The 25,228-nt window shown below is 62.3% G+C and carries 20 protein-coding genes; 11 read left to right on the forward strand and 9 right to left on the reverse strand.

Annotated features, from left to right (window positions below; genetic code table 11):
- Position 1 precedes the first annotated feature (1 nt).
- Genes B348_RS0124500 through B348_RS0124510 form a run of 3 tightly spaced genes read right to left on the reverse strand, consistent with a single transcriptional unit; the run spans position 2 to position 3,891 of the window.
- Entirely contained in the window at positions 2-202 is a 201-nt protein-coding gene (locus B348_RS0124500) for a DUF1656 domain-containing protein (protein WP_017738673.1), read from the reverse strand.
- Positions 192-2,369, reverse strand: coding sequence for an FUSC family protein (locus B348_RS0124505; protein WP_026137036.1), 2,178 nt, complete (start codon positions 2,367-2,369; stop codon positions 192-194). The genes B348_RS0124500 and B348_RS0124505 overlap by 11 nt, the downstream gene beginning before the upstream one ends.
- A gap of 10 nt (positions 2,370-2,379) precedes the next feature.
- Positions 2,380-3,891, reverse strand: coding sequence for an efflux transporter outer membrane subunit (locus B348_RS0124510; protein WP_017738675.1), 1,512 nt, complete (start codon positions 3,889-3,891; stop codon positions 2,380-2,382).
- 182 nt (positions 3,892-4,073) lie between these two features.
- On the opposite strand from B348_RS0124510, the gene B348_RS0124515 reads away from it, so the two are divergent.
- The 5 genes from B348_RS0124515 (at position 4,074) to B348_RS0124535 (ending at position 8,654) form a co-directional block, all read left to right on the forward strand.
- Positions 4,074-5,042 carry a LysR family transcriptional regulator gene (locus B348_RS0124515; RefSeq protein ID WP_017738676.1) on the forward strand — a complete coding sequence of 323 codons (969 nt, stop codon included), beginning with the start codon at positions 4,074-4,076 and terminating at the stop codon, positions 5,040-5,042.
- A gap of 195 nt (positions 5,043-5,237) precedes the next feature.
- Positions 5,238-6,212 carry a D-glycerate dehydrogenase gene (locus B348_RS0124520; protein WP_017738677.1) on the forward strand — a complete coding sequence of 325 codons (975 nt, stop codon included), beginning with the start codon at positions 5,238-5,240 and terminating at the stop codon, positions 6,210-6,212.
- 208 nt (positions 6,213-6,420) lie between these two features.
- Complete coding sequence (locus B348_RS0124525) at positions 6,421-7,323, forward strand: chemotaxis protein CheV (protein ID WP_017738678.1); 903 nt, start codon at positions 6,421-6,423, stop codon at positions 7,321-7,323.
- The gene (locus tag B348_RS0124530; protein ID WP_017738679.1) at positions 7,320-7,802 is read left to right on the forward strand and encodes an N-acetyltransferase; all 483 of its coding nucleotides are present in this window, start codon (positions 7,320-7,322) and stop codon (positions 7,800-7,802) included. The genes B348_RS0124525 and B348_RS0124530 overlap by 4 nt, the downstream gene beginning before the upstream one ends.
- Before the next feature lie 108 nt (positions 7,803-7,910).
- The gene (locus tag B348_RS0124535; protein ID WP_017738680.1) at positions 7,911-8,654 is read left to right on the forward strand and encodes a YkgJ family cysteine cluster protein; all 744 of its coding nucleotides are present in this window, start codon (positions 7,911-7,913) and stop codon (positions 8,652-8,654) included.
- A gap of 108 nt (positions 8,655-8,762) precedes the next feature.
- Here the strand turns inward: B348_RS0124535 and B348_RS0124540 are convergent, their stop codons facing one another.
- The 3 genes from B348_RS0124540 to B348_RS0124550 form a co-directional block, all read right to left on the reverse strand.
- Positions 8,763-10,337: a PAS domain-containing methyl-accepting chemotaxis protein gene (locus B348_RS0124540; RefSeq protein ID WP_017738681.1), complete on the reverse strand. Its 1,575-nt coding sequence runs from the start codon at positions 10,335-10,337 to the stop codon at positions 8,763-8,765.
- 108 nt (positions 10,338-10,445) lie between these two features.
- Positions 10,446-11,237 (reverse strand): transporter substrate-binding domain-containing protein, encoded by a 792-nt coding sequence (locus B348_RS0124545; protein WP_017738682.1) that lies wholly within the window; start codon positions 11,235-11,237, stop codon positions 10,446-10,448.
- Between the two features lie 169 nt (positions 11,238-11,406).
- A complete protein-coding gene (locus B348_RS0124550; protein WP_017738683.1) occupies positions 11,407-11,640 on the reverse strand; it encodes a hypothetical protein in 234 nt (77 codons plus the stop codon).
- 214 nt (positions 11,641-11,854) lie between these two features.
- Between B348_RS0124550 and B348_RS0124555 the strand changes: the two genes are divergently transcribed.
- From B348_RS0124555 to B348_RS0124580, 6 genes are all read left to right on the forward strand, one after another.
- Positions 11,855-13,024 carry an efflux RND transporter periplasmic adaptor subunit gene (locus B348_RS0124555; RefSeq protein WP_032865169.1) on the forward strand — a complete coding sequence of 390 codons (1,170 nt, stop codon included), beginning with the start codon at positions 11,855-11,857 and terminating at the stop codon, positions 13,022-13,024.
- Positions 13,021-16,116 carry a multidrug efflux RND transporter permease subunit gene (locus B348_RS0124560; RefSeq protein ID WP_017738685.1) on the forward strand — a complete coding sequence of 1,032 codons (3,096 nt, stop codon included), beginning with the start codon at positions 13,021-13,023 and terminating at the stop codon, positions 16,114-16,116. The genes B348_RS0124555 and B348_RS0124560 overlap by 4 nt, the downstream gene beginning before the upstream one ends.
- 30 nt (positions 16,117-16,146) lie before the next feature.
- Positions 16,147-16,824: a heavy metal response regulator transcription factor gene (locus B348_RS0124565; RefSeq protein WP_017738686.1), complete on the forward strand. Its 678-nt coding sequence runs from the start codon at positions 16,147-16,149 to the stop codon at positions 16,822-16,824.
- Positions 16,814-18,178 (forward strand): heavy metal sensor histidine kinase, encoded by a 1,365-nt coding sequence (locus B348_RS0124570; RefSeq protein ID WP_017738687.1) that lies wholly within the window; start codon positions 16,814-16,816, stop codon positions 18,176-18,178. Before B348_RS0124565 ends, B348_RS0124570 begins: the two co-directional genes overlap by 11 nt.
- 394 nt (positions 18,179-18,572) lie before the next feature.
- Entirely contained in the window at positions 18,573-19,895 is a 1,323-nt protein-coding gene (locus B348_RS0124575) for an OprD family porin (RefSeq protein WP_017738688.1), read from the forward strand.
- An 86-nt stretch (positions 19,896-19,981) separates the two neighbouring features.
- Entirely contained in the window at positions 19,982-21,484 is a 1,503-nt protein-coding gene (locus tag B348_RS0124580; RefSeq protein WP_017738689.1) for a sensor domain-containing diguanylate cyclase, read from the forward strand.
- 187 nt (positions 21,485-21,671) lie between these two features.
- Here the strand turns inward: B348_RS0124580 and lpxC are convergent, their stop codons facing one another.
- The 3 genes from lpxC to ftsA form a co-directional block, all read right to left on the reverse strand.
- A complete protein-coding gene (gene lpxC, locus B348_RS0124585; RefSeq protein WP_003171886.1) occupies positions 21,672-22,583 on the reverse strand; it encodes a UDP-3-O-acyl-N-acetylglucosamine deacetylase in 912 nt (303 codons plus the stop codon).
- A gap of 112 nt (positions 22,584-22,695) precedes the next feature.
- Positions 22,696-23,892, reverse strand: a complete 1,197-nt coding sequence (gene ftsZ, locus B348_RS0124590; RefSeq protein WP_017738690.1) for a cell division protein FtsZ — start codon at positions 23,890-23,892, stop codon at positions 22,696-22,698.
- A 66-nt stretch (positions 23,893-23,958) separates the two neighbouring features.
- Positions 23,959-25,221: a cell division protein FtsA gene (ftsA, locus tag B348_RS0124595; protein ID WP_017738691.1), complete on the reverse strand. Its 1,263-nt coding sequence runs from the start codon at positions 25,219-25,221 to the stop codon at positions 23,959-23,961.
- Positions 25,222-25,228 lie beyond the last annotated feature (7 nt).

Genomic DNA, 25,228 nt, shown 5'->3' on the forward strand with positions numbered 1-25,228 from the left:
CTCAACGGTAGACGGTCAGCGCCAGGGCGCCGAACAGGCAAACGAACAGGCTCAGGCGCAGCAACGCCGGGTGCCAGAAAAAACGGTACAGGTCGAACCCGGCCAGGAAGCGGTCCAGGGCCCAGGCCAGGACGGCCGCGATCAGGAACATCAGGGTCATGGTCGGCATGTAGATACCGTGGAACGCGATTTCACGCGGCATGCGCGGCTCCTTTCAAGGCAGCGAGGGGCGATTGCGGGTCCAGCAGCGAGGTGCGGATAAAGTGCAGGTAGCTTTTCACCCGGCGCAGAGCCGAGGTATCGAAGTGCGGGGCGAAGGGTTCATCGGTGGCCTGTACGCGGCTGATGGCATGGTCCACGGCGATCAGGCCGCGCTCCAGGTTGCTCGCGCTCGGTTGCAAAAACAGGCGCACCAGCGAGCGGCCCATCACACGGATCGCCTGGCGCCATGGCTGTGATTCGGCGTAGGCCGGGTGCACCGGCAAAATCGCCTGTTCCTTGCGCAACTCGATGATCGCGTGGCCGACTTCCAGCACCACGAACATCCAGCGCAGCAGGTCGCGCTGCACTTGCGGCTGGCCGACGGCGAGGCCATAGGCCTGGTGCAGCAGGTCGCGGGTGCGGCTTTCGAAACTCGACGCCAGGCCCTTGAGCTTGCCGCTGATGGCATACACCACTTGCTCGCGCAGGTCCTGCTCCAGGCGGCGCCACAACCAGCGGCTATTGGGCGGCAGGATGATCGCCCCCGCCGCCGCGCAGACGAGCATGCCGATGATCATCGCGATGTAGTCGTTGATAAAGGTGTAGGGGTTGTAGACCGTGAGGTTGTCCGGTACCGAGCCGGTGCTGAAGAAGATCAGCAGGCCGACGCCCACCCCGGCGTATTGCGGACGTGAGGCGAGGAAGGCGCCAAGGATGATCACCGGTGCGAGCATCACGCACAGCAGCGGGAAGCCGTCGATCCACGGGAACACGAAGAACATCTCGACAAAGCCCACCAGCGCACCGATCAAGGTGCCGCAGGCCATCTGGAACGCCATGCGCTTGGGGTTGGGCGTGGCGGCGGACAGGCCGACCGTGGCCGCAGCGATCAGGGTCATGGTCGCGCCGCTCGGCCAGGCGGTGGCGACCCAGTAGCTGCCGAGCACGATCAGGATGAATGAAGCACGAATCCCCGAGGCGGCGCAGGCCAGCCAGTTGGTTTTCGGCGTATAGGGCTCGTCCCAGTCTTCGCGGGCGTGGCTGTGGTCGGCCAGGGACGCATGGGTGAGCGCGTAGTTGTGCAGGTCGTCGACGAAGCGGTAGAGCAGCTCGTAGGCGGTGTGGAAATCCAGCTGCTCGGCCTCGGTGGGTTCACCTTCCTGGAATGCCGCCCGCAGGCTGCGCACCTTGGCGGGCAAGTCGTCCTTGTAGGCGGCGAGTTGCGCCACCAAGCGTGCCGCGTCCGGGCTGGTGAGGGCGCGGCCGGAGAAACCGTCGAGCACTTCGGCGAGGTCGGCCAGGCCCGGTTTGATCGCCGCGACCACGTGATCGGCCGCATCCGTACGCAGCCGTTCGAGCAACTGGTGCAGGGCATTGAAGCGCGTGGTGATGCTCATGAATTCGCTGTTGAGGCGACTGAGCCGGCCATTGCGCCGACGCATGTGCGGGTCTTCGAACACGGTGAGGCTGCGCAGCCCTTCCAGGCCCACGGCTTCGGCGATAAAGCGCACGTTGCTGGCCTCGAACCCGTCCCGCTGGCTGCGCCCACGCAAACCATCGGTGACAAACAGCGCGAACACGCCGAAGCGCTGGTACAAGGCGTTGCGCATGGCGGCGCTGGAGGTCTGCGGCAGGATCGCGGCGCTGACCAAGGTGGAGCACAGAATCCCCAGGGAGATTTCCAGCACCCGCCAGACCGCCGCCATGAAGGCGCCGTCCGGGTGTGCCAGCGCGGGTAATCCCACCATCGCCGCGGTGTAGCCGGCCAACACAAAACCATAGGCGCGGAAGTTGCGGTTGCGGGTCGCGCCCGCCGTGCAGACGCCCACCCAGATCGCCAAGGCGCCGAGGAACAACTCGGTGTTCTGCGCAAACAAGGCGATCAACAACACCATCACCGCCGACCCTGCCAGGGTGCCGAGGAAGCGATAGAAGCTCTTGGCAAACACCTGGCCGCTCTGTGGTTGCATCACGATAAACACGGTGATCATCGCGGTGCGCGGTTGCGGCAGTTCCAGGCGCATGGCCAGCCACAGCGTGAGGAACGCGGCGATCAGCACCTTGAAGATATACACCCAGGTCACGCCGTCGCTGCGTGCCCAGTCGAAGAAACCGCGGCGCCACTCAAGGGCGTGCAACCAGCGCAGCGGTGCAGGCAAGGGAGTCATTCAATCCTACTCAGTGATCAAACACGGCGAGGGCCGCCGGGGTCTTGCTCGGGAGGGTCTTGGCATCCTCGGGCACATCGTCGCCGGCACCGAGGCCGCCACCCAAGGCAGTGACCAGTTCGGCATGGGCCGTCAGGCGCGCGGCCTGGACTTGTTGCGCGATCTGCTGCTGGTGAAACAGCAAGGTCTGCGCGTTGAGCACATTGAGGTAATCGGTGAGGCCGCGCTGGTAGGCGATCATCGCGATGTCGTAGGTTTTCTGCGCCGAGGCCACCGATTGCGCGGCGAAGCCTTGTTGCTTGTCCATGGACTCGCGGCGGATCAATTGGTCGCTGATGCCCTTGAGTGCATTGACCAGGGTCTGGTTGTACCGGGCCACGGCGATGTCGTAGCCCGCGCTGGCTTCGCCCAACTCGGCACGCAAACGCCCGCCATCGAAGATCGGCAAGGTGATCGCCGGGCCGACGTTGTAGTTGAATTTCTTGCCGGCGAGAAACTCCAGCATGCCGCCGCCGGTGGCCATGTAGCCGAGGCTGCCGACCAGGTCGACGTTGGGGTAAAAGCCGGCGTGGGCCACATCGATGCCACGGGCCTGGGCCGCGACCTGCCAGCGACTGGCAACCACGTCCGGGCGCTGGCCGAGCAATTGGGCGGGCAGGCTCGACGGCAACTTCAGCGGCGCGGCCAGCGCCAGGCTCGGCCGTTGCAACTGCGCGCCCTCCCCCGGGCCTTTGCCCGCCAAGGCCGCGAGCTGGTTGCGGCTCAGGGCGATTTCTTCGTCGAGGGCGTCCAGTTGGCGATGGGTTTCCGGCAACGGGGTTTCGGCCTGGCTGACGTCGAAGTGCGTGCCGATCCCGGCATCCAGGCGTTTGTTGGCCAGGTCCAGGATCTGCTGTTGCTGGGCCAGGGTGGCCGCAACGATGTCGCGGTTGGCGTAGTGCAACGACAGCTGGATATAGGCGCGGACCACGTTGTTTTGCAGTTCGAGCTGGGCCTGGCGGGCTTCGGCGGCGCTCATATGGGCCAGGTCCACGGCACGTTCGCTGGTGTTGCTTTCGCGGCCCCACAGGTCGAGGGCATAGCTCAGGCCCAGGGATGAATTGTTGTCCCAGGTGTTGGCACCGCTCAACTCGCCGGGGCCGTAGAACTGATCCTTCGGCCAGTTGTGGCGCTTGAGGGTGGTGTCGCTGTTGATCTGCAACGACTCGGTCGATTCGGCAATCCCGGCCATGGCCCGTGCTTCACGCACACGCGCGGCGGCCATGGCCATGCTCGGGCTGTTTTGCGTGGCGAGGGCCACCCAATGGTTGAGTTGCGGGTCGCCGTAGGCTTGCCACCATTGGGCGGTGGGCCAATGGGCGTCCTGGGCGGCGCTCTGGATCGCTTCGTCGGTGGCCAGGGTATTGGCGCTGAGGGCCTGGCCTTGGGGGGCAATTCCTCCGGTTCCGATGCAGCCGCTGATTGCTAACGATAAAGCCCAAACACTGAGAGTCTTCAGCTCTCTGCTGATGCGACGCGGCACGGCGAACGAATTCCTGAGGTGGTGTTGCGGGGTAGGTGGCGCAATTCTAGGCGGCGGCATGAAGGACGATAAGCTGGCATTCCTGTGAATCTTTGTTACCGTTCAAGCGATAATCCGTTGGTAGGGATCACTGGACGGCGTAACTTTCTGTCACAATTTGCCATCTCCCTTGAGAACACCCCATGGACACTTTGCAAAACATGCGCGCGTTCAGTTGCGTGGCCGAAGCCGGCAGCTTCACCGCCGCCGCCGCGCAACTGGACACCACCACAGCCAACGTCTCGCGCGCGGTCTCGAACCTTGAGGCCCACCTGCAAACCCGCTTGCTCAACCGCACCACCCGCCGCATCGCGCTGACCGAAGCCGGTAAACGCTATTTGCTGCGCTGCGAACAGATCCTGGCCTACGTCGAAGAAGCCGAAGCCGAAGCCAGCGACGCCCACGCGCGCCCCGCCGGGCAGTTGAAAGTGCACACCATGACCGGCATCGGCCAGCATTTCGTGATTGACGCCATCGCCCGCTACCGCCGCACCCACCCGGACGTGACCTTCGACCTGACCCTGGCCAACCGCGTGCCGGACCTGCTCGACGAGGGCTACGACGTGTCCATCGTGCTGGCCAGCGAGCTGCCGGATTCGGGTTTCGTCTCCCAACGCCTGGGCATCACCTACAGCATCGCCTGCGCCTCGCCGGATTACGTCAAGGCCAAGGGCTGCGCGCAACGCCCCACTGATTTGCTCAACCACGCCTGCCTGCGCCTGGTCAGCCCGGTGATCCAGCTGGACAAGTGGACCTTCAACGGCCCCGAAGGCCAGGAAAGCGTGGCCATCAACAGTTCGCCGTTCCTGGTCAACTCGGCCGACGCGATGAAAACCGCGATCACCAGCGGCATGGGTGTCGGCCTGTTGCCGGTGTATGCCGCGATTGAAGGCCTGCGCAACGGCACCCTGGTGCGGGTGATGCCGACGTACCGCTCGCAGGAGCTGAACCTGTACGCCATCTACCCGTCACGCCAGTACCTGGATGCGAAGATCAAGACGTGGGTGGAATACCTGCGCGGGTCGTTGCCGGAGATTCTCGCGGCGCATCAGGCGGAGTTGGCGGCGTATGAATTGAGCGGAAGCGTTGGCGGCGTGCGCCTGGCGAACTGATTCCTGCCAGACACCCGAGATCAACTGTGGGAGTTGGCTTGCCTGCGATAGCGGTGTATCAGGCAAACCGCTATCGCAGGCAAGCCAGCTCCCACAGGGGTCCGCTGCTCACTTTAGCTGGGTGGTGTCCTGACAAGTCTGGGCAGGAATGTTAGCGTGCTTGGCATTCTTCCGTAGTCGATGAGCCCGCCTGCAATGAAAAAGACTGTCCTCGCCTTCAGCCGCATCACCCCGCCCATGATCGAACGCCTGCAACAGGACTTCGAGGTGATCGCGCCCAACCCCAAGCTGGGTGACATCAACGCGCAGTTCAATGAAGCCCTGCCCCACGCCCACGGTTTGATCGGCGTGGGTCGCAAGCTGGGCCGCGCGCAACTCGAAGGCGCGAGAGAGCTGGAAGTGGTGTCCAGTGTGTCGGTGGGCTACGACAACTACGACGTGCCCTACTTCACTGAGCGCGGGATCATGCTCACCAACACCCCTGATGTGCTCACCGAAAGCACCGCCGACCTGGCGTTCGCCCTGCTGATGAGCAGCGCCCGCCGCGTCGCCGAACTCGACGCCTGGACCAAGGCCGGCCAGTGGAAAGCCAGCGTCGGCGCGCCGTTGTTTGGCTGCGACGTACACGGCAAGACCCTGGGCATCGTCGGCATGGGCAATATCGGCGCGGCCGTGGCCCGCCGTGGCCGCCTGGGGTTCAACATGCCGATCCTCTACAGCGGCAACAGCCGCAAGCCGGCGCTGGAACAGGAGCTGGGCGCACAGTTCCGCAGCCTCGACCAATTGCTCGCCGAAGCAGACTTTGTGTGCCTGGTGGTGCCATTGAGCGACAAGACCCGCCACCTGATCAGCACCCGCGAGCTGGGGCTGATGAAACCTAGCGCGATCCTGATCAACATCTCCCGTGGCCCGGTGGTGGATGAACCGGCGCTGATCGAAGCGCTGCAAAGCCAGAAGATTCGCGGGGCGGGGTTGGATGTGTATGAGCAGGAGCCGTTGGCGGAGTCGCCGTTGTTCCAGCTGAGCAATGCGGTGACCTTGCCGCATATCGGCTCGGCGACCCATGAAACCCGTGAAGCCATGGCCAATCGGGCCCTGGAAAACTTGCGCAGTGCCCTACTGGGCCAGCGTCCACAGGATCTGGTGAACCCACAAGTCTGGAAGGGCTGACATCTCACCAAGGTGGGCTGGTGCTTCTGTGGGAGCTGGCTTGCCTGCGATGCAGGCGACTCGGTCTTACAGTTGCACCGAGGTGATGCCATCGCAGGCAAGCCAGCTCCCACATTAGACCGAGTCCGACACAAAACCCGGTTAAAGCCTGGCGTCCTCAAGTCGATAACCTTCCATAGATGTCATCCCTGATCCACAGAAGGTTTTTATGTCCACCACCAAAGCCCGCGCAGATTCACTCTCGCTTCTGCTCTTTACCTTGCGCAGTGGCAAGCTGATGGCGATCAACCTGCTGAAAGTCAGCGAAATCATCCCCTGCCCGCCGCTGACCAAGCTGCCGGAGTCGCACCCCCACGTCAAAGGCATCGCCATTCTGCGCGGTGCTTCGCTGTCGGTGATCGACCTCAGCCGTGCCCTCGGCGAAATGCCCCTGCAGGACCCGAACGGTGGCTGCCTGATCGTCACCGATGTGAGCCGTTCCAAGCAGGGCCTGCATGTGCAGGCGGTGAGCAAGATCGTGCATTGCCTGACCACCGACATCCGCCCGCCGCCCTATGGCTCTGGCGGCAACCGCGCGTTTATCACCGGGGTGACCGAGGTGGAAGGCGCCCTGGTGCAGGTGCTGGATATCGAGAAAGTCATCCACGGCATCGCCCCGGCGCCGATCGAAGCCGCGCCGACCGACCTGACCATGGAAGAAGCCGAAGTGCTGGGCAATGCGCGCATTCTGGTGGTGGACGACAGCCAGGTGGCGTTGCAGCAATCGGTGCATACCTTGCGCAACCTCGGCCTCACCTGCCACACCGCGCGCAGCGCCAAGGAAGCCATCGACGTGCTGCTGGAGCTGCAAGGCACGGCCGAGCAGATCAACGTGGTGGTGTCGGATATCGAGATGTCCGAGATGGACGGCTATGCCCTCACCCGCACCCTGCGCGAAACCCCGGACTTCAAGGACCTCTACGTGCTGCTGCACACCTCCCTGGACAGCGCGATGAACAGCGAAAAGGCCCGCCTGGCCGGTGCCGATTCGGTGCTGACGAAATTCTCGTCGCCCGAGTTGACCAAGTGCCTGGTGGTGGCCGCGCAAACGGTGGCGCAAAAAGGCCTGTGAGCGAATACTTCCAACTGCTGCGCCGCGATCTCACCGCCAGCCTGCCCGCGCCGCAATGGCCGGCGGGCACGCAGTTGGATCATTACCGCGACGAGCTGGCCCCGGCCATTCATGCCGTGTTGCGCATGACCCAGGACCAGGGCGGCGGCCGCGTGCCAAGCCTGGAGGAATGGCGCCAGCAGTTCGTCAGCGATGCCGAGTTCGACCCCACGCTGTGCCTGGTCGCCAGCAACGCCGAGGGTATTCTTGGCGTGGCGCAATGCTGGACCAGCGCCTTTATCAAGAACCTCTCCGTACACCCATGCGCCCAGGGCCAGGGGCTGGGCCGCGCGTTGTTGCTGCACAGCTTCCAGGTGTTCAAGCAGCGCGGCGAACCCTATGTGGACCTCAAGGTGCTGGAGAGCAACCTGCGGGCGCGCAAGCTCTACGAAAGTGCAGACATGAAGTTTGTATTACGTGATGCAGTCGCAGAAGACTGACAGGCACTGGCGCACAACTTGCTTCCAGAGTGGCAATACGGTGAACAGAGGTAAAAACCCGTCACCGTTCAAGCGAGCCCTCTGACCTAGCCTGGTGACAGATCCGCCATGAACACCCACTTTTCCTGCGTCGGTTGCGGCAAGTGCTGCACCGACCACCACGTCCCCCTGACCCTCGACGAAGCCCGCATGTGGGCGGCGGACGGCGGCAATGTCATCGTTCTGGTAGAAGGTTTCCTGGCCAACGGCCTGGGCCTGCCCGTGCAACAACGCGAGCATGCCGAGCGCCGTTCGGTGGTGGTGCCCAGCGGCAACACCGAGGCCTTTGTGGCAATCACCTTTGCCGCCTACAACGCCGGGCGCTGCCGGAATCTTGACGAAGACAACCTGTGTCGCATCTACGAGCGGCGGCCGTTGGTGTGCCGGATCTATCCGATGGAAATCAACCCGCACATTCCCTTGAACCCTGGCGCCAAGGACTGCCCGCCGGAGTCCTGGGAACAAGGCCCGGCGTTGATCGTCGGCGGCGAGCTGGCAGACCCGCAGCTGGCGGCGTTGATCAGCCGCTCACGCCAGGCCGACCGCGACGACGTGCAGACCAAGGAAACCGTGTGTGCCTTGCTGGGTATCCGGACCACGGCGCTCAAGGGCGACGGGTTTACCGCGTACCTGCCGGACATGGGGGCATTTGCCCAGGCGATTGAATTGGCGGTCGAGCGGCCGTCGGTAGCCAATGAGTGGGTGTTTCATGTGTCTGGGGTGGATATTGCCGGACAGCTGTTGGACGCGGGGGCGCAGATTGCCACTGAGGTGCCGGCGAATTATGCGTTTATTTCGTTGAGGGCGGCGTAGGCAATACCGGCCTCATCGCGGGCAAGCCCGCTCCCACAGTTGGAATGCGATTCCCTGTGGGAGCGGGCTTGCCCGCGATGAGGCCCGCCCATTCACTACACATCCCAGCTAGTGCCGCTTCCCCCAAAACTCCTGCGCCAACTGCCGCAAATCCTCCGCCAACGCCGCCACATCCCCGGAACTGAGCTGGCTCTGCTGCCCCGCACTGACAGTGGCCTCCCCGGCATTGCGAATGCCGACGATGTTGCGATTGATGTCTTCACTTACCGCGCTTTGCTCCTCCACCGCCGCCGCGATCTGCTGGCTCATGGCGGTGATCTGGCCAACACGCTGGCTGATCCCGTCCAGGGCCGCTGCCGCCCGCTGCGCCTGCTCGACACTGGCGTCGACATGCTCGCTGCTTTGCGCCATGGCCTGCACCGCATCCCGTGCGCCACCTTGCAGGGTGCTGATCATGCGCTGGATTTCGTTGGTCGATTGCTGGGTGCGTTGCGCCAGGCCGCGCACTTCATCGGCGACCACGGCAAAACCACGGCCCTGCTCACCCGCCCGCGCCGCTTCGATGGCGGCGTTGAGGGCCAGCAGGTTGGTTTGTTCGGCAATGGTGCGGATCACCTCCAGCACACCGCTGATTTCCCCGCTGTGGCTTTCCAGTTGATGAATCACCTCGGTCGCCCGGGCCAGTTCCCGGGACAGGCGCAATACCGCGTCGCGACTTTCATCCACCCGCAGGTGGCCCTCACGGGTTTCATTACCTGCCTGGTCCGCCGCCTTTGAAGCCTCGACGGCATGGTTGGCCACCTCGGCCACACTCGCCGCCATCTGGTGGATCGCCGCCGCGACCTGGTCGGTCTGGGTCTGCTGGCCCAGGCTGCTGGTGTGGCTGCTGCCCAAATGCTCGACCAGTTGCGCCGCATGCCCAGACAAACGTTGGGACGCGTCGCCGATCCGCCCGACCACTGCGCCCGCTTGGGCTTCGAGCATGTGCAGGGCGAACTCGATCTGTCCGCATTCATCCTCGCGCCCGGTGTAGATCGCCTGGCTCAAGGGGTTGTCGGCGATAGCGCGCGCGCGTTGATCCAATTGGGCCAAGGGCCGCAGGATGGCTTTGACCCCCACCGCGCCGACCGCGCAGCCGGCCACCAACGCCAGCAGTTGCCAGGCCAGCGAATAGGTCGCCAAGCCCAGCCCCAGGGCCCAGGTCACGCTGCTGGTGGTGGCCACCCAGGCCGTTAACTTTACCCCCAGGCCGAGCCTCGGCAAGCGCCGGCGCTTGCCCGCCCGCAGCCGCGCGTAGGCACGTTCTGCTGCTGCCACCCTGCGCGCATCGGGCTTGGTGCGCACCGATTGATACTCCACCGTCACGCCATCACGGGTCACCGGCGTGGCGTAGGCGCTGACCCAATAGTGGTCACCGTTCTTGCAGCGGTTTTTCACCATGCCCATCCACGAGCGCCCGCTTTTCAAGGTTTTCCACATGTGCGCAAACGCCGCGGCCGGCATGTCGGGATGGCGCAGGAGGTTGTGCGACGCGCCGATCAGCTCCTCACGGTCGTAGCCGCTGACGTTGATAAAGTCCTCGTTGGCGTAGGTAATCGCGCTGGTCAGGTCGGTGGTCGAGAGGATATTGGCGTCAGGGGCAAAGTCCACACTTCGACCGGTGACCGGCAGATTGATTTTCATGGATAAGCGCGCTCGTGATTATTGAAGGAGTCGGCAGGGCGACCGACTCTAAGCGCACGGAGGGGGCAAATACTGATCCAGCGCATGTTCTGCGCAATTAGTTCGCCATCATTGTATGGCAGGAGGGCTGATATCCAGGCGATAGGGCTGGATGATCCGCTGGTACTCGCCGTTGTACATCAGTTGCTCGAGGGCGCGATTGAGGTCGGTACGCAACGTCATATCGGACTTGCGCACCGCTATCGCCACGCCGTTGCCCAACAGCTGCGCCGAGACTTCGGGGCCGAGAAAGTCGAAATCCTCGCCATCGGCGGTGTCGAGCAGGGCCTCGCGGATTTCCACGGTGCCTTGCAACGTTGCATCTATCTCGCCTGCCACCAGGCTACGCACCAGTTCGTCGTTGAGCCAGAAACTCTTGACGATCACCCCCGCAGGCGCCCACTTCGACAGGGCAAAGGCCTCGCGATTACTCTTCAGCAACACCCCGACACGCTTGCCTTTGAGTGACTGCTTGGTCGGCAGCAAGCCGGATGCCTTGCGCGCCACCAGACGCGTGGTGAATGGATAGAGGTCTTCGGTAAAACTGACCCAGCGGCGCCGTCTGGACGTAGCGGCCATGCCCATTATCGCGTCGAACTGCCGGGCTTCAAGTGCCGGAAAATTCTCCATCAGGACCTGATCGACCCAGATGCAACGCACATTGAGCTGCTGGCACAACGCGTTGCCCAAGTCGATGTTCAACCCCACCATCTGCCCTTGCGGGTCACGGCTTTGGAAAGGAGGGAACTGCGCGACGACGGCGAAGCGGATTTCGTGCCGTGCCGGTTCATATGCTGCAACACTGGCGGACACAACCCACAACAGCAAGCCGAGGGAAACGCGTAGGGAGATGGGTGCCATGCGGAATATCCTTTTCCAGAAAGACCAGCGTCAACCGCCTCCAGCCCCCACTGGAACAGTGGGGCGAAGCAAGTGGCGTGAAAGCTTTCAAAAAAAGGACATGAACCCACAATCAGAAAAGTCAGCGCTCGCTGTAGGCATTAGCAACCACAGCACGTGATCTTTACTCTTAGCGTTTACCCATGGAGCGGCGAGTGCCAGGGGGTGCCATGCCTGGGGACTTGGTATGGCCGTTCTTCGCACCGTTTTTGTACCAAGGCTGGGCAGCATTCTTGGCCCCTGCGAGTTCGCCCGGTTTAAACGGAAACTTGAATGCCGGAATCTCGGCTTTTTCAACGCCGTCGGCGCTGGTCGAATCGACGAGGTCAGCCGTCTCGGCGGGGGATTGTGTCGGGGAAGTCATGAGCGCTCCGAAGCATGCAGAAAATGTTGCGGACCCCAATTGCGAGCCACAGTGGTAGGAAGTATACCTGCGCGCCTCTGATCTTTGACCAGCGTCGTACGAATGGTCAGGAGCTAACTGTCGTGGCTGTCAGATAGCGGTCACTTTACTGACCGGGTCTGCAGGCTATAAATACCCTCCCTTCTCTCCATCCCCGGTACTGGCGCCTTACAGCATGAACATCATCAGAAGAAAAACTGTCGTGATCGTGGGAGTCCTCGTGGTGCTGGTTGTCGCAGCCTGGGCACTGACCCGACCGGCCAAGACCAGGCTGGTGGCCTCCGTCGCCGTGCCGGTACGGGTGATGAAAGTCGTGGAACAGGATTTGCCACGCTACGTCACGGGCCTGGGTTCGGTGCTGTCGCTGCACAGTGTGGTGATCCGCCCGCAGATCGACGGCATCCTCACGCAATTGCTGGTCAAGGAAGGTCAATGGGTGAAGGTGGGCGACCTGCTGGCGACTATCGACGACCGCTCGATCCGCGCCAGCCTCGACCAGGCGCGCGCGCAACTGGGGCAAAGCCAGGCGCAGCTGCAAGTGGCGCTGGTCAATCTCAAGCGCTACAAGGATCTGAGCGTCGATGACGGCGTGTCCAAGCAGACCTACGACCAGCAGCAAGCGCTGGTGAACCAATTGAAGGCGACGGTGCAAGGCAATCAGGCCGCAATCGATTCGGCTCAGGTACAACTCTCCTACACCCAGATACGCTCACCTGTCACGGGTCGCGTCGGTATTCGCACCGTCGATGAAGGTAATTTCCTGCGGATGAGCGATGCCCAAGGGCTGTTCTCGGTCACCCAGATCGACCCGATTGCCATCGAGTTTTCCCTGCCGCAGCAGATGCTGCCGACACTGCAGGGCCTGATTGCCGCCAGCTACCCGGCCTTCGTCGGCGCCTACCTGGGCGCCAATACCGACGGTGAAAACAGCGAACTGCTCGGCCAGGGCCGACTGAGCCTGATCGACAACCAGATCAACAGTACCACCGGCACCATTCGCGCCAAGGCCGAGTTCCGCAATAGCACGCAAACACTCTGGCCAGGCCAATTGGTGACCGTCAAGATCCAGACCGCCCTCGACCGCAATGCCCTCGCCGTGCCGCCAAGCGTGGTGCAACGCGGCCTGGACTCGCACTTCGTGTACCGCGTCAACGACGCCAAGGTAGAAATCGTGCCGGTGCAGGTGGTGTACCAAGACAGCGACCGCACGATCCTCAAGGGCATCCAGGTCGGTGATGTGCTGGTCAGCGATGGCCAGTCGCGGCTCAAGGCTGGCGTCCAGGTCGAGATCCTCAAGGAGCCATCCCACGTGATCCAGACCGCTGACGCCAAGGTGCTGCCATGACGTCGCGGGGCTCTATCTCCGCCTGGTGCATCGATCGCCCGGTCGCCACCCTGTTGCTGACCTTCGCCATGGTGCTGCTCGGGCTGATCGCCTTCCCGAAACTGCCCATCGCCCCACTGCCGCAAGCGGAATTCCCTACGATCCAGGTCTCCGCGCAATTGCCCGGCGCCAGCCCGGACACCATGGCGTCATCGGTGGCCACCCCGCTGGAGGTGCAATTCAGCGCCATCCCCGGCATGTCCCAGATGACGTCCAGCAGTGCCCTTGGCACGAGCGTGTTGACCCTGCAATTCACCCTCGACAAAAGCATCGACACCGCCGCGCAGGAAGTACAGGCGGCGATCAACACCGCCTCCGGCAAGTTGCCCAGTGACATGCCAAGCCTGCCGACCTGGAGAAAGGTCAACCCGGCCGACAGCCCGGTGCTGGTCATCAGTATCAATTCCCACGACTTGCCTGGCACCCAGCTGAGCGACCTGGTCGAAACCCTGTTGGCCCGGCAAATCAGCCAGATCGACGGTGTTGGCCAAATCAATATCACCGGCCAGCAACGCCCGGCGATCCGTGTGCAGGCCTCGCCGGACAGGCTGGCCGCCATCGGCCTGACCCTGGCCGATATCCGCCTGGCGATCCAGCAGTCGAGCCTGAACCTGGCCAAAGGCGCGCTGTACGGCGCAAACAGCGTGTCCACCCTTTCGACCAACGATCAGCTGTTTCATGCCGAGGAATACGGTGACCTGATCATCACCTACAAGAACGGCGCCCCCGTGCAATTGCGCGACGTGGCCAAGGTGGTCGAAGCCTCGGAAAACGCCTACGTGCAGGCGTGGGCTGGCGATGTACCTGGTGTCAACCTGGTGATTACCCGCCAGCCCGGCGCGAACATCGTCGAGACCGTTGAACGGATCCAGGCCGAACTGCCTCGCCTGCAAGCGATGCTGCCGGCGTCGGTCGAGCTGAGCGTCCTGATCGACCGTACCACCACCATCCGTGCCTCCCTGCACGAAGTTGAACTGACCCTGCTGATCGCCGTACTGCTGGTGATCGGGGTCATGGCGATTTTCCTGCGCCAGTGGTCGGCGACGCTGATTGTGTCGAGCGTGCTGGGGGTGTCGCTGATCGCCAGCTTCGCCCTGATGTACGTGATGGGATTCAGCCTCAACAACCTCACTCTGGTGGCCATTGTGATCGCCGTGGGGTTTGTGGTGGACGATGCGATTGTGGTGGTGGAGAACATCCATCGTCACCTTGAGGCCGGACTGGACAAGCGCGACGCGGCAATCAAGGGTGCCAGCGAGATCGGCTTTACCGTGGTGTCCATCAGCGTATCCCTGGTGGCGGCGTTCATTCCGCTGTTGTTCATGGGCGGCGTCGTCGGGCGGCTGTTCAAGGAATTTGCGTTGACGGCCACCTCGACCATCCTCATTTCCGTGGTGGTCTCCCTGACACTTGCCCCCACCTTGGCGGCGCTGTTCATGAAAGCGCCGGCCCATCGCCCCCAGGAAAAACCCGGTTTTGGCGAGCGCCTGCTGGCGGGCTATGAAAAGTACCTGCGCAAGGCCCTCGCCCATCAGCGCACCATGCTTGGCATCTTCGGGCTGACGCTGGGCATGGCTGTCGCCGGGTACGTATTGATCCCCAAGGGCTTTTTCCCACTGCAGGACACCGGCTTTATCCTGGGTACCAGCGAAGCCGCTGCGGACGTGTCGTATCCGGACATGGTCGCCAAACACAAGGCCCTCGCGGAAATCCTCAAGGCCGATCCGGCGATCCAGGCCTTCTCCCACGCGGTGGGGGTGACCGGCAGCAACCAGACCATCGCCAATGGCCGTTTCTGGATTTCCCTCAAGGATCGTGGTGACCGCGACGTCTCCGCCAGCGAGTTCATCGACCGCATTCGGCCAAAGCTTGCCAGGGTACCGGGGATTGTCCTGTACCTGCGCGCCGGCCAGGACATCAACCTCAGTTCCGGCCCCAGCCGCAGCCAGTACCAGTACGTGCTCAAAAGCAACGACGGGGCCACGTTGAACACCTGGACCCAGCGCCTCACCGAGAAACTCCGTGGCATCCCGGCCTTTCGTGATGTCTCCAACGACCTGCAACTGGGCGGCAGCATCACCCACATCAGCATCGACCGCCGCGCCGCCGCGCGTTTCGGCCTGACGGCCACCGATATCGACCAGGCACTGTACGACGCCTTCGGCCAACGCCAGGTCAATGAATTCCAGACCGAGATCAACCAGTACCAGGTGGTGCTGGAACTGGACACCCAGCAACGCGGCCGGGCCGAAAGCCTGAACTACTTCTATCTGCGCTCGCCGCTGACCAATGAAATGGTGCCGCTGTCAGCTGTGGCCACGGTGGATGCGCCGACGGTCGGGCCACTGTCCATCAGCCATGACGGCATGTTCCCGGCGGCCAACCTGTCGTTCAACCTGGCGCCCGGCGTGGCATTGGGGGATGCGGTGATCCTGCTCAACCAGGCGAAGAACGAGATCGGCATGCCCGCCTCGATCATCGGCAACTTCCAGGGTGCGGCACAGGCGTTCCAGAGCTCGCTGGCCAGCCAGCCGTGGCTGATCCTAGCAGCGCTGGTGGCGGTCTACATCATCCTCGGCGTGCTGTACGAAAGCTTTGTGCACCCGTTGACCATTATCTCGACGCTGCCCTCGGCGGGCCTGGGGGCGCTGGTCATGTTGTGGCTGCTGGGCCAGGACTTTTCGATCATGGCCCTGATCGGCCTGGTGCTGCTGATCGGCATCGTCAAGAAAAACGGCATCCTGCTGATCGACTTCGCCCTGGAGGCCCAGCGCACGCGCGGGTTATCGCCACAGGACGCGATCTTCGAAGCCTGCATTACACGCTTTCGTCCCATCATCATGACGACCCTGGCCGCCCTGCTCGGCGCCTTGCCGCTGATGCTAGGCTACGGCGCCGGTGCCGAGCTGCGCCAGCCCCTGGGTATCGCGGTGGTCGGCGGCCTGCTGGTGAGCCAGGCGCTGACGCTGTTTACCACTCCGGTCATATACTTGTACCTCGAGAAGCTCTTCCACAGGCCCAAACCAGCGCTTGAGCTGGCGACCACACATTAAGGCCTAGGCCCCGTCCTGGAACAAAGGCTCATGCGCGTCCTGATTATTGAAGATGAAGAAAAAACCGCGGACTACCTGCATCGCGGCCTGACGGAGCAAGGCTACACCGTCGATGTGGCACGCGAAGGCGTCGAGGGTCTGCACCTGGCGCTGGAAAACGACTACGCGGTGATCGTGCTCGATGTGATGCTGCCAGGCCTGGACGGTTTTGGCGTCTTGCGGGCGTTGCGCGCCCGCAAGCAGACGCCGGTGATCATGCTCACCGCCCGCGAACGCGTGGAAGACCGCATTCGCGGCCTGCGTGAAGGCGCCGATGATTACCTGGGCAAGCCGTTTTCCTTCCTGGAGCTGGTGGCGCGCCTGCAAGCCCTGACCCGCCGCAGCGGCGGCCATGAACCGGTGCAGGTGACGGTCGCCGACTTGTGGATCGACCTGATCAGCCGCAAGGCCAGTCGCAACGGCCTGCGCCTGGACCTGACTGCCAAGGAATTCTCGCTGCTCAGCGTGCTCGCGCGGCGCCAGGGCGAGATCCTGTCCAAGACGGCGATTGCGGAGATGGTCTGGGACATCAATTTCGACAGCGACGCCAATGTGGTGGAGGTCGCGATCAAGCGCCTGCGTGCCAAGCTCGACGGGCCGTTCGAGCAAAAACTGCTGCACACCATCCGTGGCATGGGTTATGTGCTGGAGAGTCGCAGTGTCGGCTAACTCCATCGCCTTGCGCCTGAGTGGCATGTTCACCCTGGTGGCGCTGCTGATTTTCATGTTGATCGGCGGTGCGCTGTACCAACAGGTAGATCGAGGCCTGGGCCTGTTGCCAGAGGCGGAACTGGATGCGCGCTACAGCGTGCTGGAGTCGTCGGTGGGCCGCTTCGGCACGCCCGACCACTGGGCCAAGATCACCACCAAGCTCAAGCTGCTCAGTGAAGAAGACAAGCGCATCCGATTCTGGGTGGTGAGCAGCGATCCGGCTTACGAATATGGCAACCCGGATGCGCAGGTCCGCGCCTTTGCCGAGGGCAGTAGCGGAAAGCGCGATTTGCTGATGCCGGGGCACGACCATCCCTTCAAGGCCCTGTTAAGCCAGTTCCCGGCCAAGGACCAGCGGCCACCCTTGCGCTTCATCATTGCCATCGACACGGAGAACTTCCACGCCACCCAGCATCATTTGCTGATGGCCCTGATCGGCCTGGCATTTGTTGGCGTGGTGCTGGCCGCGCTGCTGGGGTTCTGGGTGTCGCGAATCGGCCTCAAGCCACTGGGCAAACTCTCGGATGAAGCGCAAAAACTGGCACCGCCCAAACTCTCCGGGCGCCTGCAGTTGTCACCGCTGCCACCGGAGCTGAGCCAGTTCGTCAACTCGTTCAACGCCACGCTGGATCGTGTGGAGCTCGCCTATTCGCGCCTGGAATCGTTCAACGCCGATGTGGCCCATGAACTGCGCTCGCCGCTGACCAACCTGATCGGCCAGACCCAGGTGGCGCTGACGCGCGGGCGCTCGGCGGAGCATTACTTCGAAGTCCTGCAATCCAACCTCGAAGAGCTGGAGCGCCTGCGTTCGATCATCAACGACATGCTGTTCCTCGCCAGCGCCGACCAGGGCAGCAAGGCCACCACGTTGATTGAAAGCTCACTGGCCAATGAAGTGGCAACCACCCTCGACTACCTGGACTTCATCCTGGAAGACGCCCAGGTGCAGGTGCGCGTACGCGGTGACGCCACGGTACACATCGAACGGGCCCACCTGCGCCGGGCCTTGATCAACTTGCTGAGCAATGCGGTGCAGCACACCGCGCCGGGGCAGGTGATCGACGTGAAAATAGACGTGCAGGCGAACCGGGTAGCAATCGCGGTGACCAACCCGGGTGAGGTGATCGCCAGCGAGCACTTGCCACGGCTGTTCGAGCGCTTCTATCGAGTGGACGCCTCGCGCAGCAACAGCGGCGGCAATCACGGCCTGGGGCTGGCCATCGTCAAGGCCATCGCGTTGATGCACGGCGGTGATGTGTTCGTGCGCAGCGAAGACGGCGGCAATACCTTTGGCATCACCCTGCCCGTCTGAACACCTCGGTTAACATGTGGGAGCTGGCTTGCCTGCGATGGCGGTGCGTCAGTTGACCCATTTATCACTGACCCACCGCCATCGCAGGCAAGCCAGCTCCCACATTGGATCTCCATTGCGATGACTGTTGCGCTAACTGTTGCGATTTGGGCAACAGTCATTATCTTGTTACACTCTGTATCGCACCGCTCGCCTGCGTTAATTTGACGCACCGATGAGCGCGACGGCAAAGACAGTTATCCGCTTACCCGAATTTCCCTCGACTTATTTCCAGGGCTCTACACTGGGAATCTGTTTTAAAGCCGCTGATTTCAGCGGCTTTTTTTTGCCGTAAAAAAGGCCAGGAACACCCCCACGACATGGCCGCTTTCGATTGACCAAAGGAGCTCCACCGGTGAAGAACTCGCTGACGTTCACCCCGCTATTCCTGGCGATTGCAGCAACGATCGCCCCGCTCGCCCACGCGGCAGACACCACCCCCGCCGACGGTTTCGTCGAAGGCGCCCACCTCACGATCAACACCCGCAACTACTACATGAACCGCGACCGTCGCGATATTCACACCGATGACAGCAAGGAATGGGGCCAAGGCTTTCTCGGCACCTTTGAATCCGGCTACACCCAAGGCACCGTCGGCTTTGGCCTGGACGCCCACGCCATGCTCGGCCTCAAGCTCGACGGCGGTGGCGGCACCGACGGCTCCAGCATCCTTCCCTACGGCGGTGGCAACGGCAAGGCGCCCGGCTCGTTCTCCACCGCTGGCGGCACCTTGAAGATGCGCGCATTCGACACTGAACTGAAGGCCGGCGACCTGTTCCTCAACAACCCGGTGATCGCCGGCGGCATGACACGCATGCTGCCGCAGACCTTTCGCGGCGTCAGCCTGAACAACCACAGCTTCGACGGCTGGATGTTCGAAGGCGGCCAGGCCAGCTTCACCAAGCTCTACAACCAGAGCGGCCACCAGCGCATCGGCACCAGCTACGGCGCCCTGCCCAGCCATACCGACGCCCAGCACATCAACTGGGCCGGTGTATCGTTCAGCGGTATCCCCGGGCTGACCAGCAACCTCTACGCCTCCGAACTCAAGGATGTGTGGAACCAGTACTACTATGACCTTGACTACACCTACGCCCTGAACGACCTGGTCAGCCTCAACCCGGGCCTGCACTACTACCACACCCAGGACACCGGCCAGTCGCTGCTGGGGGATATCGACAACAACACCTACAGCCTGCACTTCACCGTCGGCGTGGGTCATCACAGCGTTACCGCCGCCTACCAGCGAGTCAACGGCAACACCCCATTTGACTACATCACCCAGGGCGACAGCGTGTACCTGGACAACTCCCAGCAATACTCGGACTTCAACGGCCCCAACGAACGCTCGTGGAAGCTCAAGTACGCCTATGACTTCGCCGGCCTCGGCCTGCCAGGCCTGACCTCGGCCGTGTCCTACATCAGCGGCAAGACCGACCTGACCAAGGTCGACCCGCAAAGCCGTGGCTACAGCCGCTGGTACAGCGCCGATGGCAAGGACGCCAAGCATTGGGAACGGGACATTGACCTCAAATACGTGGTGCAAGGCGGCAAGGCCAAGGACTTGGCCGTGCGCCTGCAGTGGGCGACCAACCGTGGCAGCAATGGTTACTCGGCCGTGGACAATGACGTGGACGAATACCGCGTGATCGTCGACTACCCGATCAACGTGTTCTAAGCCGCGAACTTTCTTTCTTAACCAACTATTTAATTTTCATCGGGTAGCACTAAACTGCCAGCATCCCAAGTGCTGAAGTCTGCCCGATGAGCCAAGACCGTGGTCGTACCCTGCCTTTACGCCCAGAGCTATTGCTGCTGCTGGGCAGTGGCCTCACGGTCGTGCTTATCATGGTCATCGTCGCGGCACTGCTGATCCGCGAACACGCCAGCACCCTGCAGGCGGCCAAGCGCGCCACCACCAACATTACCCAACTGATCAATGCCGACGTGCTGCGTAACGTCGAACTCTACGACCTGGCACTGCAAGGGCTGATCGCTGCCACCACGCGCAAGGACCTCGCGCAAGTGCCCGCGGATATCCAGCACCTGGTGCAGTTTGATCAATCCACGGCGGCGCCCTTCAAAGGCGAAGTGTTGTTGCTGGACGCCAACGGCGCGGTGGTTGCCGACTCTTCGACGTTGTGGCCGTCGCCGCGCAACTTCGCCCACCGCGATTACTTTCAAGTTCATCAGAACAACGCCCAGGCAGGCCTGTTTATCAGCCGCCCGTTCAAGATCCGCTGCGCCTGCGATCAAGTCTGGCGTATCGCGTTCAGCCGGCGGGTATCGGGACCGGACGGGGAATTTGCCGGGGTAGCCGTGGCAACCATGCGCCTCGCTTATTTCGACCAATTGTTCAATCGCCTGACCATCGGCAATGGCAGCACCGTGAACCTGATGAATACCCAAGGCATTCTCCTCGCCCAGCAGCCGTTGCTGGAACGCGAAATGATCGACAAGGACCTCAGCGATCGGCCCAACTTCAAACGCATGCTGCGTGAAGGTGAAGGCAGTTTCCGGGCGATCTCCTCCATGAGCGGTAAAGAACGCTTGTACACCTTCAGCAACGTCGGTGAATTGCCGCTGATCGTGGTGGTGGCCCTGTCCAGCGAAGACGTGTTCGCACCCTGGGAACGCGCCGCGCTGCTGACCGCCGGTGCCACCGGCGTGCTGTGCATTGGTTTGTTGTGGCTGACCTGGATGCTGCGCCGGGAACTGCGCCGCCGTTATCGCACCGAGCGGGTGCTGTCAGAACTGGCAGCCACCGACGCCCTCACCGGCCTGGCCAACCGCCGTATCCTCGATGAGCGCCTGCGCCTGGAATGGGACCGGGCGCAACGCTCGGCCGAGCCGCTGACGCTGCTGATGATCGACGTGGACCACTTCAAGGCCTTCAACGACCGCCACGGCCATCACGGTGGCGACGAAGCGTTGCGCACCGTGGCCCAGGTGATCGGCACCAATATCCGCCGCCCTGCCGACCTGGCGGCACGTTATGGCGGCGAAGAGTTTGCGGTGGTGTTGCCGCACACCGATGCCAGGGGCGCCGAGGTGATCGCCGAACACATCCGCAGCAGCATCGAACATTTGCCGCGGGTGGCGGGGGACGAGCGGCCGATCACGGTGAGCATTGGGCTGAGCACGTGGGACAAGCGCAGCCGCGTGTCGCTGGAGGCGCTGTTGTTGAGTGCGGACCAGGCGCTGTATGAAGCCAAGCACACCGGGCGCAACCGGATCGTGGATGCGTCGGCGCTACAGGATCTGTGAACCCGATCAATGTGGGAGCTGGCTTGCCTGCGATGCAGGCACCTGGGTGTGTCAGTCACACTGCGGTGATGCAATCGCAGGCAAGCCAGCTCCCACAGATTTGAGCAATGCCGTTATCGGAAACCGCAGGCATAAAAAAAGGCCACCCGAAGGCAGCCTTTCAAAACTAAAGAAAGAGAGTTGTTACTTACACCGCCGCAACGGGACGCATGTAAGAGATCGGTGCGGTGCTGGCATCTTCGAAGGTCACGACTTCCCAAGCGTCTGTCTGCTCAATCAACTTGCGCAGCAGCTGGTTGTTAAGGGCGTGGCCCGACTTGAAGCCTTTGAACTCGCCTATCAGGCTATTGCCCAGCAGGTAGAGGTCACCGATTGCATCGAGGATCTTGTGCTTCACGAATTCGTCTTCATAGCGAAGGCCGTCTTCGTTCAGTACACCATCCGCGTCGACCACAATGGCGTTTTCAACGCTGCCGCCGAGTGCGAGGTTGTGCTTGCGCAGGTACTCGATGTCACTCATGAAACCAAAGGTACGGGCGCGGCTGACTTCTTTTACGAACGAAGTGCTGGAAAAATCCACGCTTGCACTTTGGGTGCGGTCACGGAATACCGGGTGATCGAAATCGATCTCAAAGCTCACTTTAAAGCCTTCGAACGGGACGAAGGTGGCGCGCTTGTCGCCGTCTTCTACTGTCACTTCCCGCAGAATGCGAATGAACTTCTTGGCTGCGTCCTGTTCTTCCAGGCCGGCAGATTGAATCAGGAATACGAAAGGTCCAGCGCTACCATCCATGATCGGGACTTCAGACGCGGAGAGCTCGACGTAGGCGTTATCGATGCCCAGGCCAGCCATGGCCGAGAGCAAGTGCTCCACCGTGTCCACTTTGACGTCACCGTTGACCAATGTGGTCGACATGGTGGTTTCGCCAACGTTTTCCGCGCGAGCAGGAATCTGCACCACAGGGTCCAGGTCGGCACGAACAAACACGATGCCGGTGTCGACAGGTGCAGGTTTGAGGGTCAGGTATACCTTCTCCCCGGAGTGCAGACCTACACCTGTGGCACGGATAATATTCTTCAGGGTGCGTTGTTTAATCATGGCTTGGACCGCTTGAGCGCAAATTGCGAACTGGTATCAACAAAGGCTGGCGATAATAGCAGACCAGACCTTTGCTGAACACCAATCACCTTCATAGCCCTGATACATTCCATCAATCGGCCTGACGACGCAGGAATGCCGGGATGTCCAGGTAGTCCAGATCATCTTGCGGATTCGGGCTACGGGACGCCGCAGCACCGGCCTGAGCCTGGTTGCGCATCACGGTCGGACGGTCCAGGTCACGGTAGTTCACCGACGGCAGTTCCTGGCGCGAAGGCGCTGGAGCAGCAGCCGCCTGGCTCACCTGGCTGGTGTGCAGGGTGTTGTCGATGACCTTCACAGGCTTCTCGATCTTGGCACCCAGGCCGGTGGCAACCACGGTCACGTGCAGCTCGTCGCGCATGTCCGGATCGATAACGGTACCGACCTTGACCATGGCGTGCTCGGACGCGAAGGCTTCGATGATGCTACCCACGTCGGAGTACTCACCCAGGGACAGGTCAGGACCGGCGGTGATGTTCACCAGGATGCCGCGAGCGCCTTGCAGGTTCACGTCTTCCAGCAACGGGTTGCGGATGGCCGCTTCAGTGGCTTCACGCGCACGGTTCGGACCGCTGGCGCAGCCAGTGCCCATCATCGCCATGCCCATTTCGCTCATCACGGTACGTACGTCGGCAAAGTCGACGTTGATCATGCCCGGGCGCTTGATGATGTCGGAGATACCGCGAACGGCACCGGCCAGTACATCGTCAGCCTTGGCGAAAGCGGACAGCAGGCTCGCGTCCTTGCCCAGGATGGTCAGCAGCTTCTCGTTGGGAATGGTGATCAACGAGTCGACGCTTTCAGACAGCAGACGGATGCCTTCGTCGGCGATCTGCATGCGCTTGCGGCCTTCGAACGGGAACGGACGGGTCACGACAGCAACCGTCAGAATGCCCATTTCCTTGGCCACTTCGGCAATGATCGGTGCAGCACCGGTACCGGTACCGCCGCCCATGCCCGTGGTGATGAACACCATGTTGGTGCCTTGCAGCACTTCGGCAATACGCTCGCGGTCTTCCAGGGCGGCTTGACGGCCGACTTCCGGGTTGGCGCCAGCGCCGAGGCCTTTGGTCACCGCGGTGCCCAATTGCAGGATGGTCCGCGCGCCGATGCTTTTCAGCGCCTGGGCATCAGTGTTGGCGCAGATGAATTCAACGCCTTCAATGTTGCTCTTGACCATATGGTTGACAGCGTTGCCGCCGCCACCGCCGACACCGATCACTTTGATGACCGGGCTTGCGGGGATGTTGTCTACGAGTTCGAACATGTTCCCTCTCCTTTCGTTTTCTCTAGTTTTTTCGCCTACTGCTTCCAGCGGTGTTGCGGTAAAGCTTTAAAAATTGCCTTTGACCCACGCTTGCAACCGCTCGAACAACGGCGCTTTCGCCTCGTCGTCACTGCGGTAGCTGTCGCGGATGCTCGGACCCGACAGGGAAATGCCGTCGGTCTGCTTTTGCAGGCCGTACAACAGCAAGCCCACGCCAGTCGAATAAATCGGGTTGCGCACTACGTCGCCGAGACCTTTGACGCCATGGGGCACGCCCAGGCGTACCGGCATGTGGAAGATTTCCTCGGCCAGTTCGACCGCGCCCTCCATCTTCGAGGTGCCACCGGTCAGCACGATGCCGGCCGGGATCAAATCTTCGTAGCCGCTGCGACGCAGCTCCGCCTGGATCAGGGTGAACAGCTCGTCGTAGCGCGGTTCGACCACTTCGGCCAGGGCCTGGCGCGACAGTTCGCGCGGTGGACGGTCGCCCACGCTTGGCACCTTGATGGTCTCGCCGGCGCCCGCCAGCTTGGCCAGGGCGCAGGCGTAGCGGATCTTGATTTCTTCGGCGTACTGGGTCGGTGTGCGCAGCGCCATGGCGATGTCGTTGGTCACCTGGTCACCGGCAATCGGGATCACGGCGGTGTGACGGATCGCACCTTCGGTGAAGATCGCGATGTCGGTGGTGCCGCCGCCGATGTCCACCAGGCACACGCCCAGTTCTTTTTCGTCGTCGGTCAACACGGAGTAAGCCGATGCCAGCTGCTCCAGAATGATGTCGTCGATTTCCAGGCCGCAGCGGCGCACGCATTTTTCAATGTTCTGTGCGGCGTTGACGGCGCAGGTCACCACGTGGACCTTGGCTTCCAGACGTACGCCCGACATGCCCAGGGGCTCGCGAACGCCTTCCTGGTTATCGATCACGTAGTCCTGCGGCAGGGTGTGCAGCACGCGCTGGTCAGCCGGGATCGCCACGGCCTGGGCTGCGTCGAGTACACGCTCAAGGTCGGCGGCGCTGACTTCACGGTCGCGGATCGCCACGATGCCGTGGGAGTTCAGGCTGCGGATATGGTTGCCCGCCACGCCAACGAACGCCGAGTGGATCCGGCAACCGGCCATCAGCTGCGCTTCTTCGATGGCGCGCTGGATCGATTGCACGGTGGACTCGATGTTCACCACCACGCCCTTCTTCAGGCCCCGGGACGGATGCGTGCCGATACCGACGATCTCGATTACGCCGTCTTCTCCGACCTCGCCGACCAGCGCCACCACCTTGGAGGTGCCGATATCGAGACCGACGATCATTTTGCCGCTTTGCACGTTTGCCATGGGTCCT

Origin of the sequence: Pseudomonas sp. CBZ-4 (genome assembly GCF_000346755.1) — a bacterium.
Lineage (GTDB): Bacteria > Pseudomonadota > Gammaproteobacteria > Pseudomonadales > Pseudomonadaceae > Aquipseudomonas.